Origin of the sequence: Dyadobacter sp. CY343, from assembly GCF_021390335.1 — a bacterium.
Classification (GTDB): Bacteria; Bacteroidota; Bacteroidia; order Cytophagales; family Spirosomataceae; genus Dyadobacter.
Map to the genome: position 1 here is coordinate 1,322,231 of NZ_JAJUXK010000001.1, position 25,954 is coordinate 1,348,184.

Consider the following 25,954-nt stretch of genomic DNA (forward strand, 5'->3'; position numbering starts at 1 on the left):
GAAACAGGAGGCTCCGCTGGAGCCAAATTTAACTCGCGAAACATATTTCTAGAAACAGGGGGCTCCGCCGGAGCCACGTTTATCTCGGGATAACATATTTCTAGAAACAGGGGGCTCCGCCGGAGCCACGTTTATCTTGCGAAACGTATTTCTAGAAATAGGGGGCTCCGCTGGAGCGAAATTTAACTCGCGAAACATATTTCTAGAAACGGCGGGCTGCGCCGGCGCTTTTCCAAATAGCTGCAAAGCCGCAGAGCGGCTCCCTGTTTCTAGGTAAACACGTCGCATCCATATGGGCCCCTGCGGGGCCTCCTGTTTATTCTGATGAATGGAAGAGGCCGGAAGACTCAGACGCAGATTACGAAAAAGTATACCCCTAAAAGGCAGTTAAGTTTTTCGGAACTAAGCAGGATAAGGCACTAGCTGGAAAAGCAATAAATAAACTCCCGCATTGGAGTAATCCGGAAACCGGGCGGCCTTTACTTTTTGGAAAAGCCTAAACTCTGGTTTGAATGAAAGATGAAAAAATTCCGGCAGGCGAGGAACTGGTATGTGGCGTTGAAAACCGCTTTGATGAAGACCGTCGCTATTTTTTAAAACAATCCGTCACCATTGCCGGACTTGCATTTGCACCCGCCTCATTGATCTCAGGCGAAGACAACGCGCTGCCTGAATCTTTCGGAGATACTGAAAACGTAAAGCTCAGTATTGCGATCAATGGAAAAAAACACCAGCTGAATATCGACCCAAGAACTACTTTACTGGACCTGCTGCGTGAACAACTTGGATTGACAGGGACCAAAAAAGGCTGCGATCTGGGTCAATGCGGCGCTTGTACTGTGCATATCAACGGGCAGCGCACATTGTCGTGCCTCACTTTCGCGGTGATGCAAAACGGCAACAAAGTGACGACGATCGAAGGCATCGGCACGCCGGAAAAACTTCACCCGTTACAGGCAGCATTCATCAGGCACGACGGTTTTCAATGCGGGTATTGCACGCCGGGACAGATCATGTCGGGGGTAAGCTGCATTCGAGAAGGAAATGCAGGCTCCGAGGCTGAAGTTCGGAAATATATGAGCGGAAACCTCTGTCGCTGTGGAGCTTATCCGAATATCGTAAATGCGATATTAGAAGTAAAAAACAGCGGGGAAAAGGTATGAAGCCATTTCAATACCTCCGCCCGTCGAAATTGAAAGCTGCAATCGAAATGGTCTCCGGTGATCCGCAGGCGCGCTATATTGCCGGGGGTACCAACCTCATAGACCTCATGAAAAGGGGAATCGTTACGCCTGAGAAGCTGGTCGATATCAATCATTTGCCCCTCAAAAAAATTGAATACAAATCCGGCGTGCTGCGGATCGGCGCATTGGCTTTAAATAGTGAGGTAGCTGCGCATGAAACCGTTTTGCAAAAGCATCCGCTACTGGCGCAGGCGCTCGACTCCGGAGCTTCCGGGCAATTGCGGAATATGGCCACAGTGGGTGGAAATATCCTGCAAAAAACGCGTTGTACCTACTTTTACGACACTGCATTACCATGCAACAAACGCGACCCGGAAAGCGGTTGCAGCGCATTGGAGGGAATAAACAGGCTGCACGCGATTTTCGGAACTGAGACTGAAAATCCTGCAAAAACCTGCATTGCGGTACATCCGAGCGATATGTGCGTGGCGCTGTCCGCATTGGATGCCGATGTATTGCTGAGCGGGCCGGGCGGCGAGAGGCGAATGAAAATAGCGGATCTGCACCGCTTATCCGGCGATACTCCCGAAGTGGATACAACCCTCGAACGCGGCGAGCTGATCACGGCTGTGGAGATCCCGGACAATGCATTTGCACGCAATTCACATTACCTCAAACTCCGTGACCGCGCTTCGTATGCATTTGCGATCGTATCAGTGGCGGCTGCGCTGGATATTGATAATGGTAAGATACGAACGGCGCGGCTGGCAATGGGCGGCGTGGCGCACAAGCCTTGGAGATTAATAGCAGCCGAAAAGTCGCTGGAAGGCCAGCCGGTGACCGAAAGCAGTTTTAGAAAAGCTGCGGAAGTGGCGATGGTTGGTGCCAGGGGTTTTGGACAAAATGATTTCAAACTAAAATTGGCCCCAAACGCAATCGTTCAGGCATTACTGACCGCCGCCGGCATTGAATAATGGTATGATGGAAAAAGTAACTGTGGAAGAAAAAGAATCGCTGGACAGGGTTGACGGGGCAGTTAAGGTGGCCGGTGTTGCAGCCTATTCGGCAGAATATCAGCTAAGTAACCTCGCCCACGCAGTACTCGTCACCAGCACTATTGCAAAAGGCACTATAACCGGAATAGCCACGCAGCAAGCCGAAACTGCAAAGGGTGTACTCGCGGTGATCAGCCATTTGAATTCCCCATTGATACCCGGTTACCCCGAAAAAAAGCAACCTGCCGAGCGCGTGCCGATTGGCACTGCATTCCGCATTTTTTACGATCACTACATTTATTTCGACGGACAGCCAGTCGCAATGGTTGTTGCGGAAACGCTGGAACAGGCGAAGCACGCGGCGTCGCTCATCACAATATCCTATGAAAAAGAAGCGCATAGTACTGATTTCGAGGCGAATGCAGTGAGTGCGGTAGTGCCGCAAAGTGTACAGCGAAGCCAGAATTCTCCATTTAAAGATTACGAAAGGGGAGATACCGGCGCGATCGACCGGGCGGAAGTGAAAATTGAAAACACATACACCATTCCCACGCAGCACCACCAGCCGCTCGAACCGCACGCGATTATCGCGGTTTGGGAGGCGGAAGATAGGCTGACGGTTTATGATAAAAATCAGGGCGTAAAGTCTGCCCAGGGTAATCTGGCGCAGACTTTCAAACTGCCGCGGCCTAATGTCAAAGTGATCTCGCCTTTTATCGGCGGCGCTTTCGGGTCGGGGATCCGCGTGTGGCCGCATACGATCGCTGCGGTACTCGCCGCGAAGCATTTAAAACGGCCGGTCAAGCTTGTTCTGGGTCGGGAGCAAATGTTCACTTCGGTGGGTTACCGGCCTTATACGGTGCAAAAAGTGGCGATCGGAGCGAATAGGGAGGGTAAACTGACCGCGATCGTGCACGAAGGTACCGGGCAGACTTCGCAGTATGAGGAGCATTTGGAACGTACGATCCTTGCCGGAAGGTCGCTTTACGCCTGTCTAAATGTGGTGACCAAATACCGGCTTCTCAACCTCGACGTAAACACTCCGACGTGGATGCGAGGCCCCGGCGACGCAACCGGCATGTTTGCGCTGGAATCGGCGCTCGACGAGCTCAGTTATGCTTTGAAAGTTGATCCGCTAGAACTCCGTTTGCGCAATTATGCCGAAACGGATCCTGAAAGAAATCTGCCTTTTTCCGCCAAGTCCCTGCGGCAATGTTACGAAAAAGGCGCAGCCGCTTTTGGCTGGAAAAACAGGCAGCCTGAACCGGGTTCGATGAAAAATAAAGGGTTGCTGGTGGGTTATGGAATGGCATCTAGCTTGTACGGTTTTCACCGGCATCCGTCTCTTGCCAGGGCAGTTATGATGGCGAATGGTACGCTGGTCGTGCAAAGTGCGACGATGGATATTGGTCCTGGTACCGGCACTGCGATAACGCGTATTGCTTCGGAAGTAATGAATATCAGCCCCCGCAATATCCGCTTTGACCTCGGCGACTCGTCGCTGCCCGACGCGCCGGGACAAAATGGTTCTTCCACGATCCCGAGTGTAGGTTCGGCTGTGCATGCGGCTTGTGAATCTTTAAAAAACAAACTGGCAAAACTCGCTGCTGAAATGCCCGGCGGCAATAGCGCTTCCTATCAGGATATATTGAAATTCCATAAACTCACGGAGTTGGAAGCGCAGGAAGAATCGAAGTCGGGACCGGAGCGCGATCAGTACTCGATGTATTCGTTTGGCTGTCATTTTATAGAGGTTAACGTAAATCCGCTCACCATGGAAGTGAAAGTTACAAAAGCAGTGACCTGCGCTGACGTAGGCAAGATCATCAACCACAAAACTGCCCGCAGCCAGTCCATCGGCGGTTTAGTGGGCGGCATCGGCATGGCGCTGATGGAAGCTTCCGTGATGGACCATCGTTTTGGGAGGTACGTTACCAGCGATTTTGCCAGCTACCACATTCCTGTTCACAGCGATATTCCGCAAATGGAGGTACTGTTTATCGACGAACCAGATACGCGCGTGAACCCGATCGGGTCCAAAGGGCTGGGTGAGATAGCGATCGTAGGTGTGGCAGCAGCGGTCGCCAATGCTGTTTTTCATGCGACGGGTAAGCGGGTCAGGGAACTGCCGATCACGGTTGACAAGCTGATCGCATTTCTGATGCTGATCGTGTGTTTATCGGGCTGTTCGCAGAAAAAGAATGCGGCGGAAATGGATATTGACAAGACTTTCAAACAATACAATAATGCAGAGAGCCCTGGCTGTGCAATAGCAGTCGTGCAGCACGGAAAGGTCGTTTTTACCAAAGGATACGGGACTGCGAACCTGGAATACGGCATACCGATCACGCGCGCAACGGTTTTTGATATTGCGTCCGTTTCCAAGCAATTCGCGGGACTGGCCATTTCTACATTGGTCCAGGAAGGCAAGATATCACTCGATGATGATATCCGGAAATACCTTCCCGAGGTTCCGAAATTTAAGAAAACGATCACAATCGGGCACCTGGTACACCACACGAGCGGACTCCGCGACTGGCCCGAAGCACTCCGCATTGCAGGCTGGCGCTGGGACGAGGTGATTTCATTTGAAGACATTATGCGCATGGTTAGAAACCAGCGCGACCTCGATTTCGAGCCGGGTGAAAAGTTCTCCTATTGCAATACAGGCTACAATCTTCTTGCTGCAATCGTTGAGAAAGTGAGTGACCAGTCTTTCACAAAATGGACAGAGGAACATATTTTTCGGCCGCTGAATATGAAAAACACCTGGTCGCAGGACGATTATACGCGGCCCATTAAAAATGTTGCCTATTCTTATTCGAAAAAGGATGGTCAGTTCGTGAAAGTCCCGGGCTCGCTGGCGGCCTACGGTTCCAGTTCACTTTTTACTTCGGTGGAAGATCTGAGCAAATGGGTGATCCATTTTAACAAAGAAATTGCAGACGGAAATCCGGTATATACCAACATGCTCAAAGACGGGGAGCTGAATAACGGGGATAAGGTGGAATATGCGTTCGGGCTGGCGCGGGATGTGGAAGGCGGCCTGAAAACCATTTCGCACTCGGGCGGCTGGCAGGGATACCGGACTATTATCATGAATTATCCTGAAAAGCAATTGTCTGTGATCCTGCTCAGCAATTCGGACGATTTCAGTATCGGCAGGTTCGCTTCGGAGGTGGCGGCGCTGTATTTGCAGCCGGGTAAAAAAGTAGAAGAAAAGGCTGGGAATGAGCCAGATGTACGGAATATGCCTGTGGTAAAATTGGATACCGCATTAGCCCGAAAATACACGGGTACCTATGAACTGGGGCCGGGCTGGGCGGTGACATTTACACTCGAAAATGGAAAGCTGATGGTGCAAGCCACAGGCGAGCCTAAGTTTCCAGTCGAGCCGAAATCTGATTCTCTGATCTGGATCGATGCATATAGTGCGCCGATGACTTTTGTAAAAAACAGTCTTGGCAACATCAATATGCTTAAATATAAGGATATTAAGGCCAACCGGATCTATGTGCAGCTGCCCGACCGAAAAACGTTCGCGGCGCTCGCAGGTAGCTATTACAGCCCTGAACTTTTGACAGAATATAAAGTGGATATGAAAGCCGATACGCTGCGGATGCACCACATGAGAAACGGCGATTTTGAGTTGATCCCGGACCTGACAGGAAGCGGGCAGTTCAGCAGCAGGATCGGCAGTGTGAGTTTTGTGAGGGATAGCGCGCAAAAAGTGACGGGGCTTACATTTTCGGGCGGAAGGGTCAAGAATATTTGGTTTAAAAAACAATAAACAGTCTATATGAAAAACACTAAAAACCTGGCTTTACTGGCATTAGTCGGCGTGGCCGCATTGGTTCAGATCAGTTTTGTTAAAAACGATTTGTCCAAAAAAGCATTGAACTGGAAAACCGGCGTGGCGCTCTATTCCTTTAATAAATTCTCTTTTGCTGAGACGATCGAGAAAGCGGATAGTGCCGGGGCTAAGTTCGTTGAAGGTTTTTTCTTCCATAATCTGGGAAAGGATTTCAACGGTCACGCTATTCCAAACCTGAACGACGAGGAGATTTCGAAGATGAAATCAATGCTTGATAAAAAGGGCATTCAAATGAAATCGTTGTATTCGGGCAACGGGAAGAATTTGGAGGAATGGAATACCTATTTCACTTTTTCCAAGAAAATGGGTATCGAGTTCCTGACGTGCGAGCCGGAAAAGAAGGACTGGAATTTGCTCGACAGCCTGGCCGGTGCCTACAAAATGAGAATTGCGATCCACGAACACGCCAAAGGATCGAGCTATTACTGGCACCCTGATTCGGTGGTTGCCGCGATGAAAGGCCGCCCGAACATCTGGGCCTGCGCCGACCTCGGGCACTGGGTCAGAAGCGGACTTGACCCGGTAAAATGTTTGAAAACCCTGGAAGGGCGCGTCATTTGTGTGCACGTAAAAGACCTCGACGGGGCTAATAACCTGAAAGCAAACGACGTAGTGGCAGGTACCGGCGTACTCGACTATCCGGCGATTGTAAAGGAGCTTAAACGCCAGAACTTCAATGGAATGGCCTATATAGAGCGGGAAGGCAACTGGAACAACAATATGCCCGACGTGAAGCAGGCGCTCGAATACCTCTCAAAACTGTCGCGCTAGCTGCGGCCGGGGCTGCTTGTATTTTCGTCGTAAATCCTTATCATTAATCCATAAACCACAACATTCCCGTGTAGCAGTTTTCAGGAAAACGGGTTTTGGAATGGATTTTTATATTGATCAGCTACAACTAAACTAAAACCGGATCAGCATGCGCCCTCGTATCAGCATCTTCTTAATCGACGACGACATAGACGATCAGGAAATACTGGCTACTATTATGGAAGATTCTTTCGAGCATGCTGAATGCACCTTCGCCAGCGATGGAATGCAGGCGCTGCACCGGTTACAGGACGAAACGTTTTTCCCCGACGTCATTTTCGCCGATATCAATATGCCGCGGATGAACGGTATCGAATTTCTGGTGGAGTTCAAAAAAATGCCCCGCCTGGCAGAAGTGCCGGTTTTTATGTACTCCACCTCGGATGAGAAGGAGATCGTTAGTCAATGCACGGATCTCGGGGCAACCGGTTTTGTGAAAAAATATGCAGACACGGATGAGGTAAAGAGGGAGTTTCAAAAAATTATCCACACCATTACCTCACGCTCTTAATGGATCAGGTCGCGGTAACATCACTTGAATTTCTCGTTGGCGGAGGCGAAATGGGCGAACGCATACGCCGCTTTCCCTGGGATAAATCTCCGCTCGGTCCGCCGGAACAATGGCAACAGAGCCTGAAAACGTGCATTCGGATCATGCTCAGCTCCAAGCAGCCGATCTGGATCGGGTGGGGCGAGCACCTGATCAAGTTATACAATGACGCTTATGTGGATATTGTGAGGGGAAAACATCCCGGCGCATTGGGACAGCCCGCTTCCGTAGTATGGAAGGATATCTGGCGGGATATCGAACCGATGCTTTCGCTCGCAATGACCAGAGACGAAGGTACTTACGTGGAATCGCAGCTGCTTATTATGGAGCGCAGCGGCTTTCCTGAGGAAACCTATTATACATTTTCCTACACGCCCGTGCTTGGCGAAGACGGTCGCCCGGCCGGGATAATATGCTATAACACAGCCGATACCGACCGGATCATCAATGAAAGGTCGCTGCGTACGATGCAGCAGCTGGATAGTTTGGCACAGCGGAAAACGGAACAGGACGTGTATGCACAGGCGGTCAAAGCGCTGGGCAGTAACAACAGGGATTTTCCTTTTAGTGTCATTTATCAGGTAAACAGCGAATCCAATACCGCCGAAATCGCCGCGATGTCGGGTATTGGTCCTGAAAATCTTACCATTAACGCGCCTGTTGACCTTGATAACGCCCGCGAGGAAGCTATCACTGTTTCGGAAGCCGTTTTTGGGAACAAAATCGTAGAGTCGATTGACCCAAACAGGTGGCATTCTTTGCCAAAAGGGCACTGGGATGTGGTGCCGCGTCAATTTGTGGATGTTCCGATCAAATCTGCCAACCGGAAATTCCCGCTCGCGATCCTGACGATCGGTTTGAACCCTTACCGGAATTTTGATGATGCATACCGCAATTTTATACAGCTCGTAGCAGACCAGATTTCGCTCGGCGTAAATAATGCGTTGGCCTATGAGGAGGAACGCAAGCGTGCAAAAGCGCTGGAAGAACTTGACAAAGCAAAAACGCTGTTCTTTACCAATATAAGCCACGAATTCCGGACGCCGCTGATGCTGATGCTGAGTCCGCTGGAAGAACTGTTGAGCAAGCCGCTGATCGGGTTAAGTACCGACGAAAAGCATAATCTGGAAGTAACGCACCGCAATGCGATCCGGCTATTGAAACTGGTTAATACTTTGCTTGATTTCAGCAGGATCGAGAGCGGCAGGAATATGGCCACTTACGTGCTGACCGATATTGCCACGTACACCCAAAACCTGGCTGGTAACTTCCGCTCGGTCATTGAAAAAGCCGATTTGTATCTGCATGTGAACGTGCAGCCGATCAGCCAGCCCGTGTATGTCGACAAGCAAATGTGGGAAAAGATCGTTTTCAACTTACTGTCCAACGCATTCAAATATACCCTTGAAGGAGGTATTAAATTGTCGGTAGAGCAGATAGGGAACGAGGTACAGCTGGTCGTGGAAGATAGCGGTTTGGGCATTCCGGAACATGAGCTTCCGCATATGTTCGAGCGTTTTCACAGGGTCCAGAACACGACCGGCCGGACTTATGAAGGCACCGGGATCGGGTTATCGCTGGTAAAAGAGCTGGTGCAGCTGCATTGCGGCAATATAAACGTTCAAAGTGAAATAGGGAAGGGTAGCAGGTTTACGGTGACGATCCCCACAGGCAGTGCGCATCTTGATCCCGCTCAGGTATTTGCGGCAGCACCTGCTTTCGAAGAGATAACTTCCAGTTTTTTTGTTGAAGAAGCGGCTACCTTACTGCCCTCGGAAACTCCGCAGGCGAACGCTGTCTCGCTTGCATCGGCGCCCGACAGGACTGAATATGAGACGATTCTGGTCGTAGATGATAATACGGATATGCGTGAGCACATTCAGTCACTGGTTGGCCCGTGGTACAAAACGATCGGCGCGGTAAACGGGATCGATGCTTTGGAAATGATCCGGAAACACCGGCCTTCCCTTATTTTAAGTGATATTATGATGCCCGAAATGGACGGTATCGAACTCCTCAAACATGTAAAAGACACGCCAGAAAGTGCGCAGATACCGATCATTCTGATCACAGCCCGTGCAGGTGAAGAGTCGAAAATCGAAGGTTATGAGATCGGCGCTGACGATTATCTGGTCAAACCGTTCTCTTCCAATGAATTATTGGCAAGAATTAAATCGCAGCTGAAAATCGCGAAAACGCGACGCCAGTTTACAGAGGAGCTGGAAAACGAAGTGCGGAAGCGGACGGAAGAACTGACCAAGGCGAACAAGGAGCTGGAATCGTTCAACTACGTGGCAAGCCACGATTTGCAGGAGCCGCTGCGGAAAATCCAGACTTTTATTCATCTCATCGAAAAGAATAAGGAAAACCCGGAAGCAGTCGAGAAATACTTTCAAAAGATCAATTCCTCGGCCCAACGCATGAGCGAACTGATCCAGTCGGTGCTGACTTACAGTAGGTTGTCAAAGTCAGGAGAAGACTTTTCAGTTGTCGATCTGAACAAGATCGTGAAGGATATTCAGATCGATTTCGAATTGCTGATTGAGGAAAAAGGAGCGGAAGTGATTTGCGGCGATCTGCCTCAGATACGCGCCAACAAATTCCAGATCAACCAGTTATTCTCAAACTTATTTAGTAATGCCCTGAAATTCTCACAGACCAATCCGCGTATCACGATCACCTCACAGCTGGTCGCGTCTTACGAGACCAAAGATCCGCACTTGCCGGTTGACGGACGCACTTTTGTTCACCTGACGTTTTCGGATAACGGAATCGGTTTCGAGCCAGAGTTTAATGAGAAGATATTCAGTCTGTTCCAAAGGCTGCACGGGAAACACGAATATTCGGGTACCGGTATTGGGTTAAGTATTGTGAAAAAGATCGTGGAGCAGCACGACGGATATGTGTCAGCCGAATCCCGCCCGGGCGAAGGAGCGACGTTTCATATCTGGCTACCGGTTATTTGAAACGCTATCCTTCCTCTTCGGTATTCTTGATTTTCATGAGCAAAGCATAAGCATTTTTGATAACGAGCCGGGTATCTCCATTTATCCCGCCTCCTTCAATTTGCTGCTTGCCGCCGCTGATCGTTCCCGGCTTTACTTCCACCATTTCAAATTTCCCGCTTCCATTATCCGTAAAAACGTAAAAGTTATTTTCCCAGCGCACAATCGCCTCTTCGGGTACTGTTAATGCTTTGGTACCATTGATCGCCACTTCTCCGTTTACAAACATTCCAGGCACAAGCAGCGGATTGTATTTTTCAAAATGGCAATGCACCTCCGCCATCCGGTCATCGTCCAGGTTCCGGCTGATGAGTATAATTTTTGCCTGAAATTTCCGGTCAGGATCGCCATTTGTATAAGCTGTCACACGCTGACCAACGGCCAGAGTGCTCAGGTCTTTTTCAAAAACACTTAATGCAAGGTGAATATCTTTCGGGTCGACGAGCTCGAAAAGCATATCAGTAGGTGCCGTGTATTTACCCACATTCACATTGACCTTTGAAACAAAACCGTCGATCGGAGAAATGATAGAAACCGTTTTGGAGATATTATCCGGTTTGAGATTGGCGGGGTTGATGCCAATCACTTCTAGTTTTCGTGCCAGTGCGTGCGTCAAAATCCGCTGCGTTTCCATCTCTGCCCGGGCTTGCTGGAATATTTTGTCGCTGCTCGCTTTTGTCGCATTCAGGTCTTTCTGACGGTTAAACTCACTTTCTGCCAGTGTAAACTTTTCTTTCGCGGTGAGATAATCCTGTTGCAGCTGAATAAACTGCATATCTTCCAATTCCGCCAATACCTGGCCTTTCCGCACGTGCATACCGGGCAGCATGCGGGTGGACTTCAAATACCCGCCAAGCGGAAAGCTGAGGCTGATGGTACTTTGCGGCGGCACGTCGATTTTGCCGTGGAGGTTCAGTACGCCGCTGATATTTTCCATTTCAGGCTGCCCGACCTCGATTCCTACGTTTTCTAATTGTTTGGAGCTGAAAGAAACCACTTGCGCGGAGGCGGCGGAATCAGGTTTTTCGTTTTCGATATTATCTGTTTTGCTACCACACGCGGTGAGCAGCCAAACGCAAATGCCAGGAATGAGGTAAGTCTTCATATTGGTTTTCACAGATTGTTAAGTTTGAGTAACTGGATCACAGCCTGGTTGTAGCTGCTGAGTGATTGAATGTATTCGCTGCGTATTGTAATCGATTGATTGACAAGGATAACCCATTGTAAATAATCGATTTCGCCTGCCTGGAACTGTTCGTCGGCGGTGGTGATAATGGCTTCTGCGTTTTTCAGGCCCTGGGTTTCGAAATAGTCGAGGCTTTGCAGGAATTTCCGGACCTGGGTTTGTGCATTGTCGCGCTCGGTCAGGATTTGCTGCGTGAGGTATTGGATTTCTTTTTGGGTCTTTTCAAACTCCGTTTTTGCTGCTGCTGCCCGCGCTGACTGGGCTTTGAAAAATAGCGGCACTGCAATTCCTGCATTGACATAACTAAACCGGTTCTTGCTTGTATAAGTGAGTTCCTGCCCATTTACCAGCTGTGACCCTACAATACTGAGATTGTTATAACCGAGAGTCAGCTCGGGTAGCAGTCGCGCTTTTTCCGTTTTCCAGCGGAATTCGGAAGCTTGCTGCTGGCTTTTCGCAAAGTCGAGCAGAGGAAAATCTTGCAATGCGGAGTCCTGGACTGTCAACACATTTTCAATGCGCGCGCTACCGATCCTGGGCACATACTGAATGCTGTCGCGAATGAAGAGATTAAACGATCTGACCGTGACAGCCAGGTCGCTTTCCAGCATATTCAGCTGATTGCTTACTTGCTGCCGCTGTGATTGGGCTGCGGTTTTTTCCAGCACATTGGCTTCTCCTTTTTCAAAACGCAGGTTGGACTTTGTTTCAAAAAGTGTGAAAATACTATCGGCGTAAATGAGCAGTTTCCTGCGCTCGGTCAAACTGGCGTATTCATAGAACAATTGACGCAGGCTAGTGCGGATTTCAAGCTCGGTCAATCGCGTTTGCGCCTGCGCTGCTGTAAAATTAGCTTCCAGTGTTCGGCGCTGATTAGTGTAGACGGCAGGGAAACTGAACGTTTGACTCACCCCGAAACGGGTGTCGTTGTTGACACTATTAAACTTTCCGATATCTGCATTGAAATTCGTTTTGGCAATATCAAACGCGCTTTTCTGCAACTGCTCACTGCTTTTTTCACCCAGCCGCGCACTTTGTACTTGCAGGTTTCTTTGTTTGGCAATTGTGATCGCGGCCGGCAGGTCGATTGGTTTTGGCTGTGCATGGGCCAGGGTAGCCGCAAACAGTAGTGGGAGTAAAGCCAGCGACTTCGGCACCGATGCTATCTTCTTTTTACCCTCAAACAAAAGATACAAAGCCGGTAATACAAACAGCGTCAACAAGGTAGCGGTGATTAGCCCGCCGATCACCACGGTCGCGAGCGGTCGCTGCACTTCTGCCCCGGCGCCATTGCTGAGCGCCATTGGTAAAAATCCCAGCGAAGCTACGGCGGCGGTCATCAGTACCGGACGGAGGCGGTTTCGGGTGCCGGTCAATACCAGTTCCAGTGCATTGGTGATTGTGCCTTCCGTTTTGAGCCGGTTGAATTCCGAGATCAGCACGATGCCATTTAAAACAGCAACTCCAAACAATGCGATAAAGCCTACGCCGGCCGAGATACTGAAAGGCATACCGCGCATCGCCAGCGCAAACACGCCGCCGATCGCCGAAAGCGGGATCGCCGTGTAGATCAGCGCGCCTTCGCGGATTGACGAGAATGCGCAATAGAGCATGACGAAAATCAGCAGCAGCGCCACCGGAACTGCGATGATCAGCCGCGATTTTGCCTGTTGCAGGTTTTCAAAAGCGCCTCCGTAAGTAACGGTGTACCCTGGCTCGAAGCGGATCTTTCCTTCCACTTTTTGTTGCAGCTCCTCCACGATCGACTGTACATCGCGGCCGCGGACGTTGAAACCGACGATGATCCGCCGCCGCGTATTCTCCCGCTGGATCTGGTTCGGGCCTTCAATTTCCTGGATTTTGGCAACCTGATAAAGGGGTATCTGCATGCCCGAAGGCGTGGAAATCGGCAGGTTCTGCACATCGGCAATGCTCTTGCGGCCCTCACTTCCAACTCGTACTACCAGGTCAAATTTCTTCTCTCCTTCATAGATCTGGCCGGCGGCTGCTCCTGCGAATGCCGCATTGATCGTGCGGTTGATATCGTCGATATTCAATCCGTATTTCGCGATCTCGCGCCGGTTGAATTCAATGACGATCTGCGGCATGCCGGTCACCTTTTCGACGTACCAGTCGGCAGTACCTTTTACGGTTTTCGAAATAGTACCCAGGTGCTCGGCGTAGGTAGCGAGCTTGTTCAGATCTTCGCCAAAAATTTTACACACCACATCCTGTTTTGCGCCCGTCATCAGCTCGTTGAAACGCATTTGTACGGGATACTGGAAGCCGGTGGTAATGCCCGGCACCACTTCCTGGGCAGTTTGCGCCATTTTATCGGCGAGTTCGGTGAAAGTCTCCGCACTGGTCCATTCGGATTTGTCCTTTAAAACAATGATCATATCCCCGCCCTCGATCGGCATGGGGTCAGTCGGGATTTCGGCGCTGCCGATCCGGGAAACTACCTTTTCCACTTCGGGATATTGCGATTGCAATCTTTCAGAAACGCGGTTGATCGCATCTATCGTCGTACTCAGGTTGGTACCCACCAGCAACCTCGTTTCAGTCGCAAAATCACCTTCTTCAAGCTGCGGAATGAATTCTCCGCCCATTTGAGAAAATACAAAAGCCGCTATTCCGAACAATGCAAATGCAGCAACTACCATAGTCTTTTTGAAATGCAGCGCTCGGGTCAGCATGTTATGGTAACCGCCTTCGAGCTTCGCCATCATCCGGTCGGAAATGTTCGGTTTGTACGTGACTTTCTTGCCGATAAAAAGCGCGCTGATCATCGGCACATAGGTAAGCGAAAGTATGAATGCACCCAGGATTGCGAAGGCGACGGTCTGCGCCATCGGCTTGAACATTTTTCCCTCAATACCTGAAAGAGAAAGGATCGGCAGGTACACGATCAGAATGATGATCTGGCCAAAAACGGCCGCATTCATCATGCGCGACGCCGAGCCGGTGACTTCACGGTCCATTTCATCCTGTGAGATTGCCTGCATACCTGCATACTTTTTAGAGGAATGCAAGTGGTGTAAAATCGCTTCAACGATGATCACCGCACCGTCTACAATCAATCCAAAATCAAGCGCGCCAAGGCTCATCAGGTTACCGCTCACGCCGAAAGTGTTCATCATTGTGATCGCGAAAAGCATGGAAAGCGGGATCACGGATGCTACGATCAGGCCCGCGCGAAGGTTTCCCAGAAACAGTACCAATACCAGGACTACGATCAACGCGCCTTCGGATAAGTTCTTTTCAACGGTGCCAATCGCGTTATTGACCATTTTGGTGCGGTCGAGAAATGCCTCAATCTCCAATCCTTCGGGCAAGGTTTTCTGGATTTCAGCAATGCGTTTTTTGACATTTTTGATCACATCCGAAGAGTTGCCGCCTTTGAGCATCATCACAATTCCCCCCGAAACTTCACCGGTACCGGCCATAGTGAGCGCGCCGTAGCGTATCGCCGAGCCAAGCCGCACTTCGGCAATATCGCGGATCAGTACGGGCGTTCCGTTCGCGTTATTTTTGACCACAATATCCTGAATATCCGCCTGCGAACCGGCTAAACCGACGCTTCTGATGTATAAAACAGCGGGACCCTTCTCTATATACGCACCGCCGGTATTCTGGTTGTTTCGCCCCAATGCAGTGAACACGTCGCTGATCGTGAGATTGACCGCTTTCAGATTGGCCGGATTTACGGCTACTTCATATTGCTTGAGCTCGCCGCCGAAGGTGGAGACGTCGGCCACGCCGGGGGTGCCGAGGAGCTGGCGTTTCACGATCCAATCCTGGGTGGTACGCAGGTCGGCGAGTGAAAATTTCTTCTCAAATCCTGCTTTCGGCTTGATCACGTATTGATATATCTCCCCCAAACCCGTCGTAACAGGCGCTAGCTCAGGCTTTTCGGCATTTTCGTCGATCTCTACCTGGGCGAGCCGCTCGGTAACCTGCTGCCGCGCCCAGTAAATGTCGGAACCGTCTTCAAAAACGATGGTGATCAGGGAAAGTCCGAAACGCGAGAGGCTTCGGCTTTCTTTCAAGCCAGGAATGTTGCTGATTGCTTGTTCGATCGGGAACGTGATTAGTCTTTCCACGTCTTCGGCGCCCAAAGCAGGCGCGGTGGTGATCACCTGTACCTGGTTGTTGGTAATATCGGGAACTGCGTCGATTGGTAATTGCGTCACTTCATAAGTACCGTAGGCAACCCACAGCAGCATGAACAGACCAATTACCAGTTTATTATGAACTGAAAATTGTATGATTTTATTAAGCATAACCTATTGAGTATAAATACATAGCAAACAGGCTACGGGCTCAGCAAACGGCGAGCGCATAGTCGTGACAGGACAGAACTATCCTGCTGTATGTTGGTATTTAAACTCGCGGCGGGCGAAAAAGAGAGCCTAATGCGGCATTGTAATGTCCCTGTGGCTGGTCGGGACCGTAATCCGGCTTGATTGGCCAGTAGGTATTTTTGAAAGTAAAAGAATTTGAAAAGGGTACGAAAAGGAAACTGGTATGCTGGATCTCAAATTTCTTGAAAGGCAGTTGCATGTCCTTTTCGTCGTCATTATCATCCATATCATCGCCCCAGTAATGCATGGAGAGGAAATCCATGAAGCTGATATTCTGGTTCAATGCCTTATGCTCAACATAATGCCGGAATAGCGTAGGAGCCTTGAAAACCTGATACAAAGAAGTTGTATCCAGGATCAGGATCGTCAGCATGATATGTAAAATGAGCCTTTTCACGATACTAAATTAGGTCGGTATCGTGGCTTGTGCAAGGATTAGTTTTGGAAATGACATTAGCGAAAGGGTCGGGAGGCCCCAGGCTTATAATAGAAATTGCATCATTTTGGCAGGGAAACGGTATTCCACCAAAAGTTATGCAGACTTTTGAAATCGCTTTCCCAGTCCGCTATATCGACGCCTTTTACCATATATCCGTTCGCATTGTTCTGATAGCTGGCATGAATATCCCGGGGATCGTCGGAGTAGCTGAAAACGATCAGCGGGATACTGAGTAATTTGTGCATGATCAGTATTTCCCGTACCCTTTGCAGCAGATCTATCCCGGCTTCCCGACTTGGAAAATACAGATCCAGTAAAACCAGATGCGGTTTTTGCGGCATTCTCGGAAGCTCGGTCCTGAAAAAATCCAGCACTTTGGCCTCCTCGCTCATTGTAATCACTTGTACATCGGGCATGCTCTGACGGATAGCCGCACGGATCAGTAACAGATGATCTTTGTTGTCCTCAATCACCATAATACTGGTGTCTTTCAGATTCGGCTTGTCGGGAGTATCCTGAATATGGAGGTTAGAGTGCAAAAAACAAACGTCGATCGACTGGGCCAGATGTGTGAATTCGGCAGAGCTCACCGGCTTGACGATGTAGGCATTGATCCCCTCTTCGTATGCTTTCCTGACCAGCTCCTGGCTGGATGTGGTCGACATCATCAGTACTGGAATATGCTGCGTGTCGGTATCGGCTTTTAAAACTGAAAGTGCTTCCAGCCCATTGAGGCGGGGCATATTCATGTCCATCAGGATCAACTCCGAATCCGCAGAGCCTTTCTGGGAATTGATCATGGCCAGCAGACTTTCTCCATCGCTCACTTCCAGTATCCTCACGTCGTGAATGACGCGTTCGATCGCTTCGCGGATCAGCATCCGGTCGTCTTCGTCATCATCTGCCAGATATATTGTCTTCAAAATGCTCAGTGGAAAGTTAGTCGGCTGTTAGTGATTTCGCTATTTTGGACAAAATACCAAAAAATCGCGCCTGAGTAGCTGACGCTTTTACCCCCTAATATCGCCGTAAACACACCCTGCTTTTAGGTTATAAGACGCGCAAATTTGTAATATGTTACCGGTGTGCAACATACGGATTGCAAACTGCCGATAAAACGCCCCAGCCAATATTTGGAGATTCTGTCATGGCCATTTTCCCCTTTCTTACATTTAATGGCAACTGCAAAGAGGCGATGCGGTTCTACCATTCATGCTTCGGCGGCAAATTGCGGTTTACCTACCTGGGCGAAGCGCCTTTCGGTCGCGACCTGCCCGAGGATATGCAAACGCTGGTCGTGCAGGCCAGTCTGGTATCCGAGCATATTAGTCTCTTTGCGTCTGACATGAGCAGTAACGAAGGGTTGTACGCGGGGAACAGCATTTCCCTGCTGATCAGCATGAAAAGAGACGAACAGTTGAAAACGATCTTTGCCAGACTTTCCCGCAAAGGTGAAGTAACAGGTCCCTTGTCGCACGATATTCAGACAGGCGAATGGGCGACGCTGACGGACAAATACTCAGTGCAATGGATATTTGAAATACTTGACGAGTAAGGAGGGCGATTGGCTACTTTTACTTTTCAATGTTATTACAATTTCAAATGAAGCTATTACACGGATTGTTACTCCTGATTACACTATTTGGAGCTCACTTGCTGACAGCCCAAACAGTCACCGAAATTTCAAGTTTCCAGGTCGCCGAAGCAAAGCAGGCAGTGGCGGTGGACGCAGATTTCTTTTATGCGATCAACAATAGTACGATCAGCAAATACAGTAAAAAAGATGCGAAGCTGATCAAGACCTGGGATGGTGAAAAGGAGGGGATCAAGCACCTGAATAGTGGCGTAGTGATCAAAGGGAAGCTTTATTGTGCCAACACCAACTATCCTGAAATTCCGATGGCCAGCTCGATCGAGATATTCGACGTGAAGACGATGCAGCATATTGATAACCATAGTTTTGGCATTGCTCCGCACGGGTCGCTGACCTGGATTGACCAGAAAGACGGATTCTGGTGGGCGGGTTTCGCGCATTATGCGGGCAAGGAAGCCAGCGAGGGCAGGGATGTGCGCTGGACCGCCCTTGTGAAATATGATATGGAGTGGCGCGAGCTCGAATCCTGGGTGTTTCCTAAAAATCTGATCGCCCTTTTTACACCAAAAAGTAATTCCGGCGGCGGCTGGGGAAACGATGGAAAGCTCTATTGCACCGGCCACGACCGGGCTGAATTGTATGTGCTGAAAATACCTAAATCGGGCTACACCCTGGAACATCTGGCCACTTTGCCGGCGCCTGTTGAAGGCCAGGGTATTGCCTTTGACCAATCTGTAAAAAGTGGGGTGATATTGTATGGAATTAAAAGATCGGCTAATGCTGTAACTGTTTCTAAAATCAATTAAGGACATGTTTATGATTAGATTCTCTTCGCTATTAATTGCAATTCTGAGTATAAGCTTTTCTCAAAATTTTGTTTTTGCTCAAAAAGAAAAGTCCGCCGGGACGAACAGGAACAAAACACTGATCGTGTTTTTCGACGGATTGCGGCCGGACTATATTACGCAGGAGCAAATGCCGAATCTGTTCGCGTTCAAGGAAAAAGCCTGTTTTGCAAAAAATCACCACAGCGTTTTTCCGACGGTGACGCGGGTCAACTCCGCTTCTTATGCCACAGGATCTTATCCTGGTACACACGGTTTGCTGGGAAATGCGATTTACATTCCGGAGGTGGATGCGTCGAAAAGCATCGGTACCGGCTATCCGGATCTGAGTAGAATACCCGCTGCAACCGCCGGGCCGATTTTAACTGCTGCTTCAATGGGTGAAATCCTCGAAGCGGCTGGGGAAAAAATGATGGTATTCAGCTCAGGGACTACTGGACAGGCTTTTTTGCAAAACAATAAAGTGAGCGGCGGCGCGATCGTTAACCCAGATCTGATTTTGCCGGAAGCATTCAAAGCGCAGGTTTTGGCTGATATAGGCGAAATTTCCAAAGACGGGGACAAAGATTTTAACCGGCATAAATGGGTAACAGATGCATTGCTGAAATATGGATTGGCGAAAGACGGTCCGCTGGTGAGTGCGATCTGGCTCTCGGACCCCGATGGTGCCGCCCACGAACATGGGATCGGCTCGCCCGAGGCTGTGGAAGCGATCAAGTTTGTTGACGGTCAGTTTGGACGGATCCTGCAAGAGATTCAGAATAAGGAGCTTACAGAGAAATTCAATATCATTATCTCAACGGATCACGGTTTTGTGAAACAGATCGGAAGTATGAGCGTGACCGATTTCCTGATTCAGGAGGGATTGAAGAAAGACAAAGAATCGGACGATGTGATATTGGCGGAGGGGAGTATTTATGTTAAAAACCATGATCCTGAGGCAATCAGGAAGATCGTCGCAGCATTGCAGGAGGAAGAGTGGATCGGGGCGATTTTCACAAAGGCCAAGCAGGAAGGCGACGTAAATGGCTGGGTGGAAGGCACACTTTCGTTTGATGCAATACACTTTAATCACCCGCAGCGCACGGGAGATATCCTGGTAGCGCCGGCCTGGAACGATGTGAAAAATGAGGCGGGTTTTGCGGGAACCGACTATTCAAAAGGCAAGGCGGGGCACGGCGGTTCGAGTCCGCACGAAATACATATTAACCTGTTTGCCAAAGGCCCCGATTTTAAGAATGCCGCAGTGACCGAGCTGCCCACTTCCAATATCGATATTGTGCCTACGATACTCAGCATTTACAACATTCCCCAGCCTGAAAAAATGGACGGAAGAGCAGTTTCGGAGCTCTTGAAAAAGTCAGGTAAAACAATCGGCAATGCAAAAAAGGAATTGATAAAAACGGAAGTAACACATCCGTGGGGAACCTATTTTCTGTCATTGGAAATGACTGTTTTAGGTAAGTATCGTTATTTTGATTTCAGTAAAACAGAAAGGATATTTAAGAAGTAATATTACATCATTCAATTAATTAGGGCGGGCAATTTCCATTGGAAATTGCCCGCCTTTTTTTGCTATACCTTTTATTAAGTCATCGGTTGCCGTTCAATCATTATCACCGTTCGAATTACAAATAAACTTCATATTGCCGGCGAAGTAACTGCTGAATTATTTGCGAGAATAATTTATAAGCGCTGCTTATAAAATCATCATTTATCATCTAAAAAAAGAAGCCATGAATCAAACGATTGTGTACGAAAGTCAAACAATTTATGCCCGCAGCTCCGCATTAGCTGGCCTGTTTGCGGTCGATTTACATTTAAATCTTTACTGAAATGAGAAAGCTGAAATTACTATTAGTTGCTATTGCTCTGGCAAATGCAATAGGAGGGTGCAAGCCCAAGCAAATACTCCCCGAGCCAACGCAAGAGGGCCTGAACACCTTCGGAGTAAAGATCGATGGGAAGGTTTGGCTGCCGGTATATCCGTTCTCGCTATTAGGCGGTCCGCCAACCTTGCGAGCGTCTTTCAAATCCGGAATATTAGGCATTGAAGCTAGAAAGAAATTCTTCGACGAAGCTATTGTCCTGATAGTTACCGGGGTGCATTCAGAGGGTACGTATAAATTGAAAGAGGACGATTCCGGAGGTATAGGCGCATCGAAATATGACGGAGACTTGGTCGATGATAAGTACTATCCAATTCCAGGCGGGATTAACAAGCTGACGATCAGCAAATTGGATACGATCAACAAAGTCGTTTCCGGAACATTTGAAGTTCAGTTACAAGGCGAGAAGAATAAAAATTTCAAAAATTTCACAAACGGAACTTTCGATTTAAAACTATGGAAATGAACACTATCACCGCAAGATTTATTCTGGTCTTTTTAAGTTTTATCTCATGCACAGCATTTGGGCAAGGAGCTTTCCCCATTACTGCAAATATCGGTTATGCTGCTGCAATGAATGAAGTCAAGACACATTTTTCAGTACCTGGGGCGACGCCCGGCTCTCCCGGTGATCCATATTCTTATCAGGTGGCAAGCGGTAGTTATTCCGTTTACTTCGCTCCAAACAATACCTCGGGAAAAATAATGAAACCGATCATCATCTCTGAGGGCTTTGATCCAACTCAACAATATAGTTGTGACAAAGTAATTGCTTTGTTGAACGGAGCTACCGATGATTTGCAAGACAACCTCGCAGACCAATTGCGTTTGCAAGGTTATGATTTGATTGTGCTTGACTACCAGGATGGAGGCCAGCTGATACAAAGAAATGCATTCCTGTTAATGAAGCTTATCCAGCATATCAATGCAACAAAAGCTTCTGCTTGCCCTATTATTTTAGCAGGATTCAGTATGGGCGGAATTGTTTCCAGATACGCTTTGAATTATATGGAAGCGAATGCGCTGCCCCATAATGTTGGTCTTTTCTTCTCGTTTGATGCTCCTCACAAAGGGGCCAATATCCCGTTAAGTATGCAGGATATGATCGACTGGTTAGATAACAATGTAGTAACATACGGTTTGAGCACAGAAATTCAGGAGCAGGCAAGGTCCATGCATTCCTATGCAGCGCAGCAAATGCTGATTTATCATACAGATTATATTGTTGGTGATGTCGTTAATGTGAATCCAGCGTTTACATCATTTTATGCTCAAATGAAGGGTCTGATTGGCGGAAATGGATATCCGAAGAAATGCAAAATGATTGCAGCCAGCTTGGGAAACTGGACAGGGCTTGGGCAGGCATATATGAATAATGCGAACAATTGGGTGGACCATAACGGCAGTCTCCTGCCCACCAATCCGCTTGCTTTCAGCTTTTCCGGGGCTAAGAACGCACCTTTTATCGGATACGCACTATCTGGGATTGCCTCCCCACTTCCTTACAATATTACAATACCGGTTTCTGGTTTCCCTTTCGCCATCATGTACATTTCAGTAGCTAGTGCGATTTTTAATTCAAGCCACATTACAGGCTATTACAATGCGCCGATACCTGCTGATGTAATGCCTGGAAGCTTCACACCAATATTCCAATTGGTGGCAAATAGTTTGAATGGGGTAGGCGCTAATTCAAATATTCGTATGCCCAATGGATGCTTTATACCAACCGTGAGTGCGCTTGATTTTAACACAGATAACTGGTACCACAATATCGCTGCCGATGCAAATCGCCTTACGAAAACACCATTTTCATCCATATTTGCTACTGTTGGTAATTTTGATCACAGAGATCCTCTTGCGCAACATTCAGAGTTAGCAGATTGGGTTATGAATGAAGTTTCAATTTTTAATGCGACTGTCGATGCTTGTGAAGATGAGCCGCTGCCGGTGAAGTTGAGTAGTTTTCGTGCGAGAAAAGAAGGTGAAACTGCCTTACTGAATTGGAAAACGGTTTCAGAGGTGAACTTTGATCATTTTAGCATTGAGCGGAGCGGGACTGGGAAGAAATGGGATGATATTGGAAAAGTGTTTCCAAATGAAGACCTGACTTCTGAATACAGTTTTTCAGATCAAATTCCTCTTAAAGGTGAGAGTTACTATCGCCTGAAAATGATTGACAAAGACGGTTCGTTCGCGTACAGTCAGATTCAAAAGCTGGAATTTGAATTGGAGAAAACCTTCATCTATCCAAATCCTGCTGGCGGCGACGATCATATTCGCCTGATGAATGGTGACAAAATCATTTCCGAAGTTCAGATATTCGATAAAGCCGGTAGGAAAGTATACCAATTGAAGCAGCCGGACGCGGAAATTGATATCAGGGAGCTTGCAAGTGGACATTATATCATGAAGGTCATTTTTGAAAACGGATCGGAGAGTAGCCAGCTTTTTGTAAAGGAATAGTAACTTTTAACATCGACTTGATTTAAACACAAAAAGACCAGCTGCTGATCACTTTCAGGTAGCTGGTCTTTTATAATCATTATTCTCGAAACCTAAAACCAGATCACCTCGATCGGATTTTTCTGTTAATCGGTAGATTTTTTGCAGTCATTAAATACCGGATCGTCAATATTACCGGAATTCCTAATGTCAGCCAGGATAGCAGATCGTAGAAACCGTCGCCGGTCAGTGCGGATAGTAGACCAATGGCCGACAATATGCCGATGATCACAGGAAGGCCCCAGACTTTCCAAAAATTGCTTTTCATAATTTCAAGAGATTGGATTAAGCGTTTTCACTTTGCGCCTGCACGGTCAGGATTTCAGATTCGACTTTATTGATCCGGCTGATATGTGCTCTGGTCGCCTTATTTCTCGCAAACCACAGATACAAACCACTTCCCAATATCACGATCGTCGCGATATCGAACAGCGCCCAGATGATTTTCATCGGTAACCCACCGTAATCGCCGAAATGGAGCGGCTGCGAGATAAACAATGCATTTACATACCAGGGCATATCGCGCAGGTCGGTCAGCCCGCCTTTGCTTGCGTCGATCAACGCAGGTTTGATAATCCGTTTGGTTAGGGGCGTTTTGCCTTTTACAAACACTGCGTAATGATGCTGGCTGGAAAAGGGCGTTCCGGGATAAGCGATGAGCGACGGTTCCATGTCGGGTGCGGCCTGTTTGGTGAGTGCCACAGCCTGGTCAAGTGAGCTGAGCTTGCCGGTAAGCGGTTTTGCATCTTTATAAGGCGCTGTCATTTCAGAAAGCTGGCCTGTTTGCCAAAGTCCCAGCACGATTTCCGAGGCTGTATTAATAACCCCGGTGAAGCCTACCACAACGCCCCAGACGACCGTGACCACTCCGAGCAGATTGTGCAAATCCAGCCATTTCAGTCGGGTCGAACGTTCCGTGCGGACCATTCCGAAATCAAACCTTTTCATGATCGGACCATACAACATAATGCCCGAAACGATTGCCGCGATAAACAACAGGCCCATTAATCCCAGGAAAAGCTTGCCGCCGATTCCCATGAACATATCGACGTGCATTTGAAACATAATGTACATGAAGCCTTCCTGGTAGTTTGGTTCTTCCAATACTTCGGCCGTGTGATCGTCCATGATCACCGTCGTGTAGTTTTCGGGCGCCGCATTGATAGAGTCGGAAAGACTGAATGCGGTGGTATTCGGCTCGTGCTCGTCCCAGTAAATGTAACGGATAACCTTCGTAGGGTACTTGGCCAATGCATTTTCAGCCAATTTGTCCATACTCGCAACCGGTGTTCCGGCCGGGACCTGCTTTGCCAGATGCGGCTTTCCTTCCAGTTCCTCAATCTCTTCGTGAAAGATCAGCGGAAGGCCGGTAATGCAGAGCATCAGCAGGAAAGCTGTGCATATCAGGCTCGTCCATTTGTGGATATGGAACCAGGTCTGGATTTTTTTTACAGAGCTCATACTTCGAAAGGTTATCCGTTAAATTATAAGTCAATTACTCACTAATCCGGGCAAAACCTTCGATCGTGCCGTCGTGGTCTACCTTAAATACAGATGTTGCCTTGTTGCCGTCTACCATATAATATCCGTCTTCATTAACAGTGACAACAGTTCCATTCGCCGTGGTATTACGCACCCAAAGGTATACTTTGCCGTCAATTTCCGTGATCGCCTGTTCATTGGCATACGCGTAATCGTGTAGCGGCATGCCCTCGATTTTAGTCGATTGCTTCGTTGCAAAATCATAAACGAAGTATTCGAAAATACTCAAGGTAAGATTTGTATAGTCCGTTTTTAAAGGCGTTGTAGCGATTTCATAATACAACTTTCCACCTTTGATCAGGGCCATCACCACCGAGTTGCCATTTGGTGTAGTGAGTATCCACTCTTTGTCAAAATCAGTTTCTCCCTTTTTGATACGAATGATCGACGACTTTTCGAACGCCATCTTACCCAGTCCGGTCGCATAAAAATACAATGCACCGTCGTCGCCGACAGACCACATTTTGTTACCCGACGATCCCCAGCCAAGACTTCTGAAACCATCATATTTGATCGTTTTTTCGTATTTATCAGTCGCAATATCAATAACAGCTACTTCGATCGTATTGTACAGATCGTCACCGTAGCCGGCACCAGCGGTTGTTCCGTAAGTGATACCCGCGTAAAGTTTACCTTCCTTGGCCGCTAACGTATGCTGACCAACCGACTGGAATTCAACTCCTACTTTTTTCAGACTCGAAAGGTCAATTTCGCCTGTGCGCAGCATCGTGGTAGGGTTGAATTTTTGCAGTTTCAATGTCCCGCGTGTCAGGTCCAGGTAATAGCCGCTGGTTTCGCTGAGTATTAGAAATTGGGTCGATCCTGCGATAAAACCTTCGTCTCTCATGCTTCCGTCTGCATTGACCGTAAATTTCTGCAAACCCTCATCTCCGGCTGCATTGGTACGATTGAAAACCCATTTCCCGAACGTCCGGAAACCAAATGCGGTTTTCAGGCCCAAAGTTTTTTCATTTGTAGAATTCACCGTACCAGAAGGAATACCCGGGAGACCGGTCAGGTAACCGTCGCCGAAACGGGAAACGTTGGTCATCAGGACAAACTTGTTATTATCCTTAGGTCCAGGCGTTTCGCCACCATTATCGTCGGAACAGCCAGCCAGCGCGGCAACAGCAAAAAGGAGAGAAAGAAACTTAAAACGAGATTTCATAAAC

Annotated in this window: 18 protein-coding genes; 11 read left to right on the forward strand and 7 right to left on the reverse strand. The window is 48.4% G+C overall.

All coding sequences use genetic code 11. The features are described 5' to 3' along the window. Positions 1-512: 512 nt before the first annotated feature. From LZG94_RS05440 to LZG94_RS05465, 6 genes are all read left to right on the forward strand, one after another. Positions 513-1,163, forward strand: a complete 651-nt coding sequence (locus LZG94_RS05440; RefSeq protein WP_233790914.1) for a (2Fe-2S)-binding protein — start codon at positions 513-515, stop codon at positions 1,161-1,163. Next, a complete protein-coding gene (locus LZG94_RS05445; protein WP_233790915.1) occupies positions 1,160-2,158 on the forward strand; it encodes a xanthine dehydrogenase family protein subunit M in 999 nt (332 codons plus the stop codon). Before LZG94_RS05440 ends, LZG94_RS05445 begins: the two co-directional genes overlap by 4 nt. Positions 2,159-2,162: 4 nt before the next feature. After that, positions 2,163-5,969: a serine hydrolase gene (locus LZG94_RS05450; protein ID WP_233790916.1), complete on the forward strand. Its 3,807-nt coding sequence runs from the start codon at positions 2,163-2,165 to the stop codon at positions 5,967-5,969. 9 nt (positions 5,970-5,978) lie between these two features. Then, entirely contained in the window at positions 5,979-6,824 is an 846-nt protein-coding gene (locus LZG94_RS05455) for a sugar phosphate isomerase/epimerase (protein WP_233790917.1), read from the forward strand. A gap of 148 nt (positions 6,825-6,972) precedes the next feature. After that, positions 6,973-7,374: a response regulator gene (locus LZG94_RS05460; protein WP_233790918.1), complete on the forward strand. Its 402-nt coding sequence runs from the start codon at positions 6,973-6,975 to the stop codon at positions 7,372-7,374. Further along, positions 7,374-10,379 carry an ATP-binding protein gene (locus LZG94_RS05465; protein ID WP_233790919.1) on the forward strand — a complete coding sequence of 1,002 codons (3,006 nt, stop codon included), beginning with the start codon at positions 7,374-7,376 and terminating at the stop codon, positions 10,377-10,379. The genes LZG94_RS05460 and LZG94_RS05465 overlap by 1 nt, the downstream gene beginning before the upstream one ends. 4 nt (positions 10,380-10,383) lie before the next feature. Here LZG94_RS05465 and LZG94_RS05470 read toward each other — a convergent pair whose 3' ends face one another. The 4 genes from LZG94_RS05470 to LZG94_RS05485 form a co-directional block, all read right to left on the reverse strand. Further along, complete coding sequence (locus LZG94_RS05470) at positions 10,384-11,535, reverse strand: efflux RND transporter periplasmic adaptor subunit (protein ID WP_233790920.1); 1,152 nt, start codon at positions 11,533-11,535, stop codon at positions 10,384-10,386. Further along, positions 11,532-15,887, reverse strand: a complete 4,356-nt coding sequence (locus LZG94_RS05475) for a CusA/CzcA family heavy metal efflux RND transporter (RefSeq protein WP_233790921.1) — start codon at positions 15,885-15,887, stop codon at positions 11,532-11,534. The genes LZG94_RS05470 and LZG94_RS05475 overlap by 4 nt, the downstream gene beginning before the upstream one ends. Before the next feature lie 100 nt (positions 15,888-15,987). Next, the gene (locus LZG94_RS05480; protein ID WP_233790923.1) at positions 15,988-16,365 is read right to left on the reverse strand and encodes a hypothetical protein; all 378 of its coding nucleotides are present in this window, start codon (positions 16,363-16,365) and stop codon (positions 15,988-15,990) included. A gap of 101 nt (positions 16,366-16,466) precedes the next feature. Continuing rightward, a complete protein-coding gene (locus tag LZG94_RS05485; protein ID WP_233790924.1) occupies positions 16,467-17,330 on the reverse strand; it encodes a response regulator in 864 nt (287 codons plus the stop codon). Positions 17,331-17,554: 224 nt separating this feature from the next. Here LZG94_RS05485 and LZG94_RS05490 point away from each other — a divergent pair, with 224 nt between their 5' ends. The 5 genes from LZG94_RS05490 (at position 17,555) to LZG94_RS05510 (ending at position 23,201) form a co-directional block, all read left to right on the forward strand. Further along, entirely contained in the window at positions 17,555-17,962 is a 408-nt protein-coding gene (locus tag LZG94_RS05490; RefSeq protein ID WP_233790926.1) for a VOC family protein, read from the forward strand. A gap of 47 nt (positions 17,963-18,009) precedes the next feature. Next, positions 18,010-18,807 (forward strand): hypothetical protein, encoded by a 798-nt coding sequence (locus tag LZG94_RS05495; RefSeq protein WP_233790927.1) that lies wholly within the window; start codon positions 18,010-18,012, stop codon positions 18,805-18,807. 10 nt (positions 18,808-18,817) lie between these two features. Beyond that, positions 18,818-20,359, forward strand: coding sequence for an alkaline phosphatase family protein (locus LZG94_RS05500; RefSeq protein WP_233790929.1), 1,542 nt, complete (start codon positions 18,818-18,820; stop codon positions 20,357-20,359). A gap of 323 nt (positions 20,360-20,682) precedes the next feature. After that, positions 20,683-21,201, forward strand: a complete 519-nt coding sequence (locus tag LZG94_RS05505; protein ID WP_233790930.1) for a DUF6252 family protein — start codon at positions 20,683-20,685, stop codon at positions 21,199-21,201. Beyond that, positions 21,198-23,201: a T9SS type A sorting domain-containing protein gene (locus tag LZG94_RS05510; RefSeq protein WP_233790931.1), complete on the forward strand. Its 2,004-nt coding sequence runs from the start codon at positions 21,198-21,200 to the stop codon at positions 23,199-23,201. The genes LZG94_RS05505 and LZG94_RS05510 overlap by 4 nt, the downstream gene beginning before the upstream one ends. A 103-nt stretch (positions 23,202-23,304) precedes the next feature. On the opposite strand, the gene LZG94_RS05515 is transcribed toward LZG94_RS05510, so the two are convergent. Genes LZG94_RS05515 through LZG94_RS05525 form a run of 3 tightly spaced genes read right to left on the reverse strand, consistent with a single transcriptional unit; the run spans position 23,305 to position 25,950 of the window. Beyond that, positions 23,305-23,508, reverse strand: a complete 204-nt coding sequence (locus LZG94_RS05515; RefSeq protein WP_215235417.1) for a hypothetical protein — start codon at positions 23,506-23,508, stop codon at positions 23,305-23,307. Positions 23,509-23,525: 17 nt separating this feature from the next. Further along, positions 23,526-24,701, reverse strand: coding sequence for a PepSY domain-containing protein (locus tag LZG94_RS05520; RefSeq protein ID WP_233790932.1), 1,176 nt, complete (start codon positions 24,699-24,701; stop codon positions 23,526-23,528). Positions 24,702-24,735: 34 nt separating this feature from the next. Continuing rightward, complete coding sequence (locus LZG94_RS05525) at positions 24,736-25,950, reverse strand: hypothetical protein (RefSeq protein ID WP_233790933.1); 1,215 nt, start codon at positions 25,948-25,950, stop codon at positions 24,736-24,738. Positions 25,951-25,954: the final 4 nt, after the last annotated feature.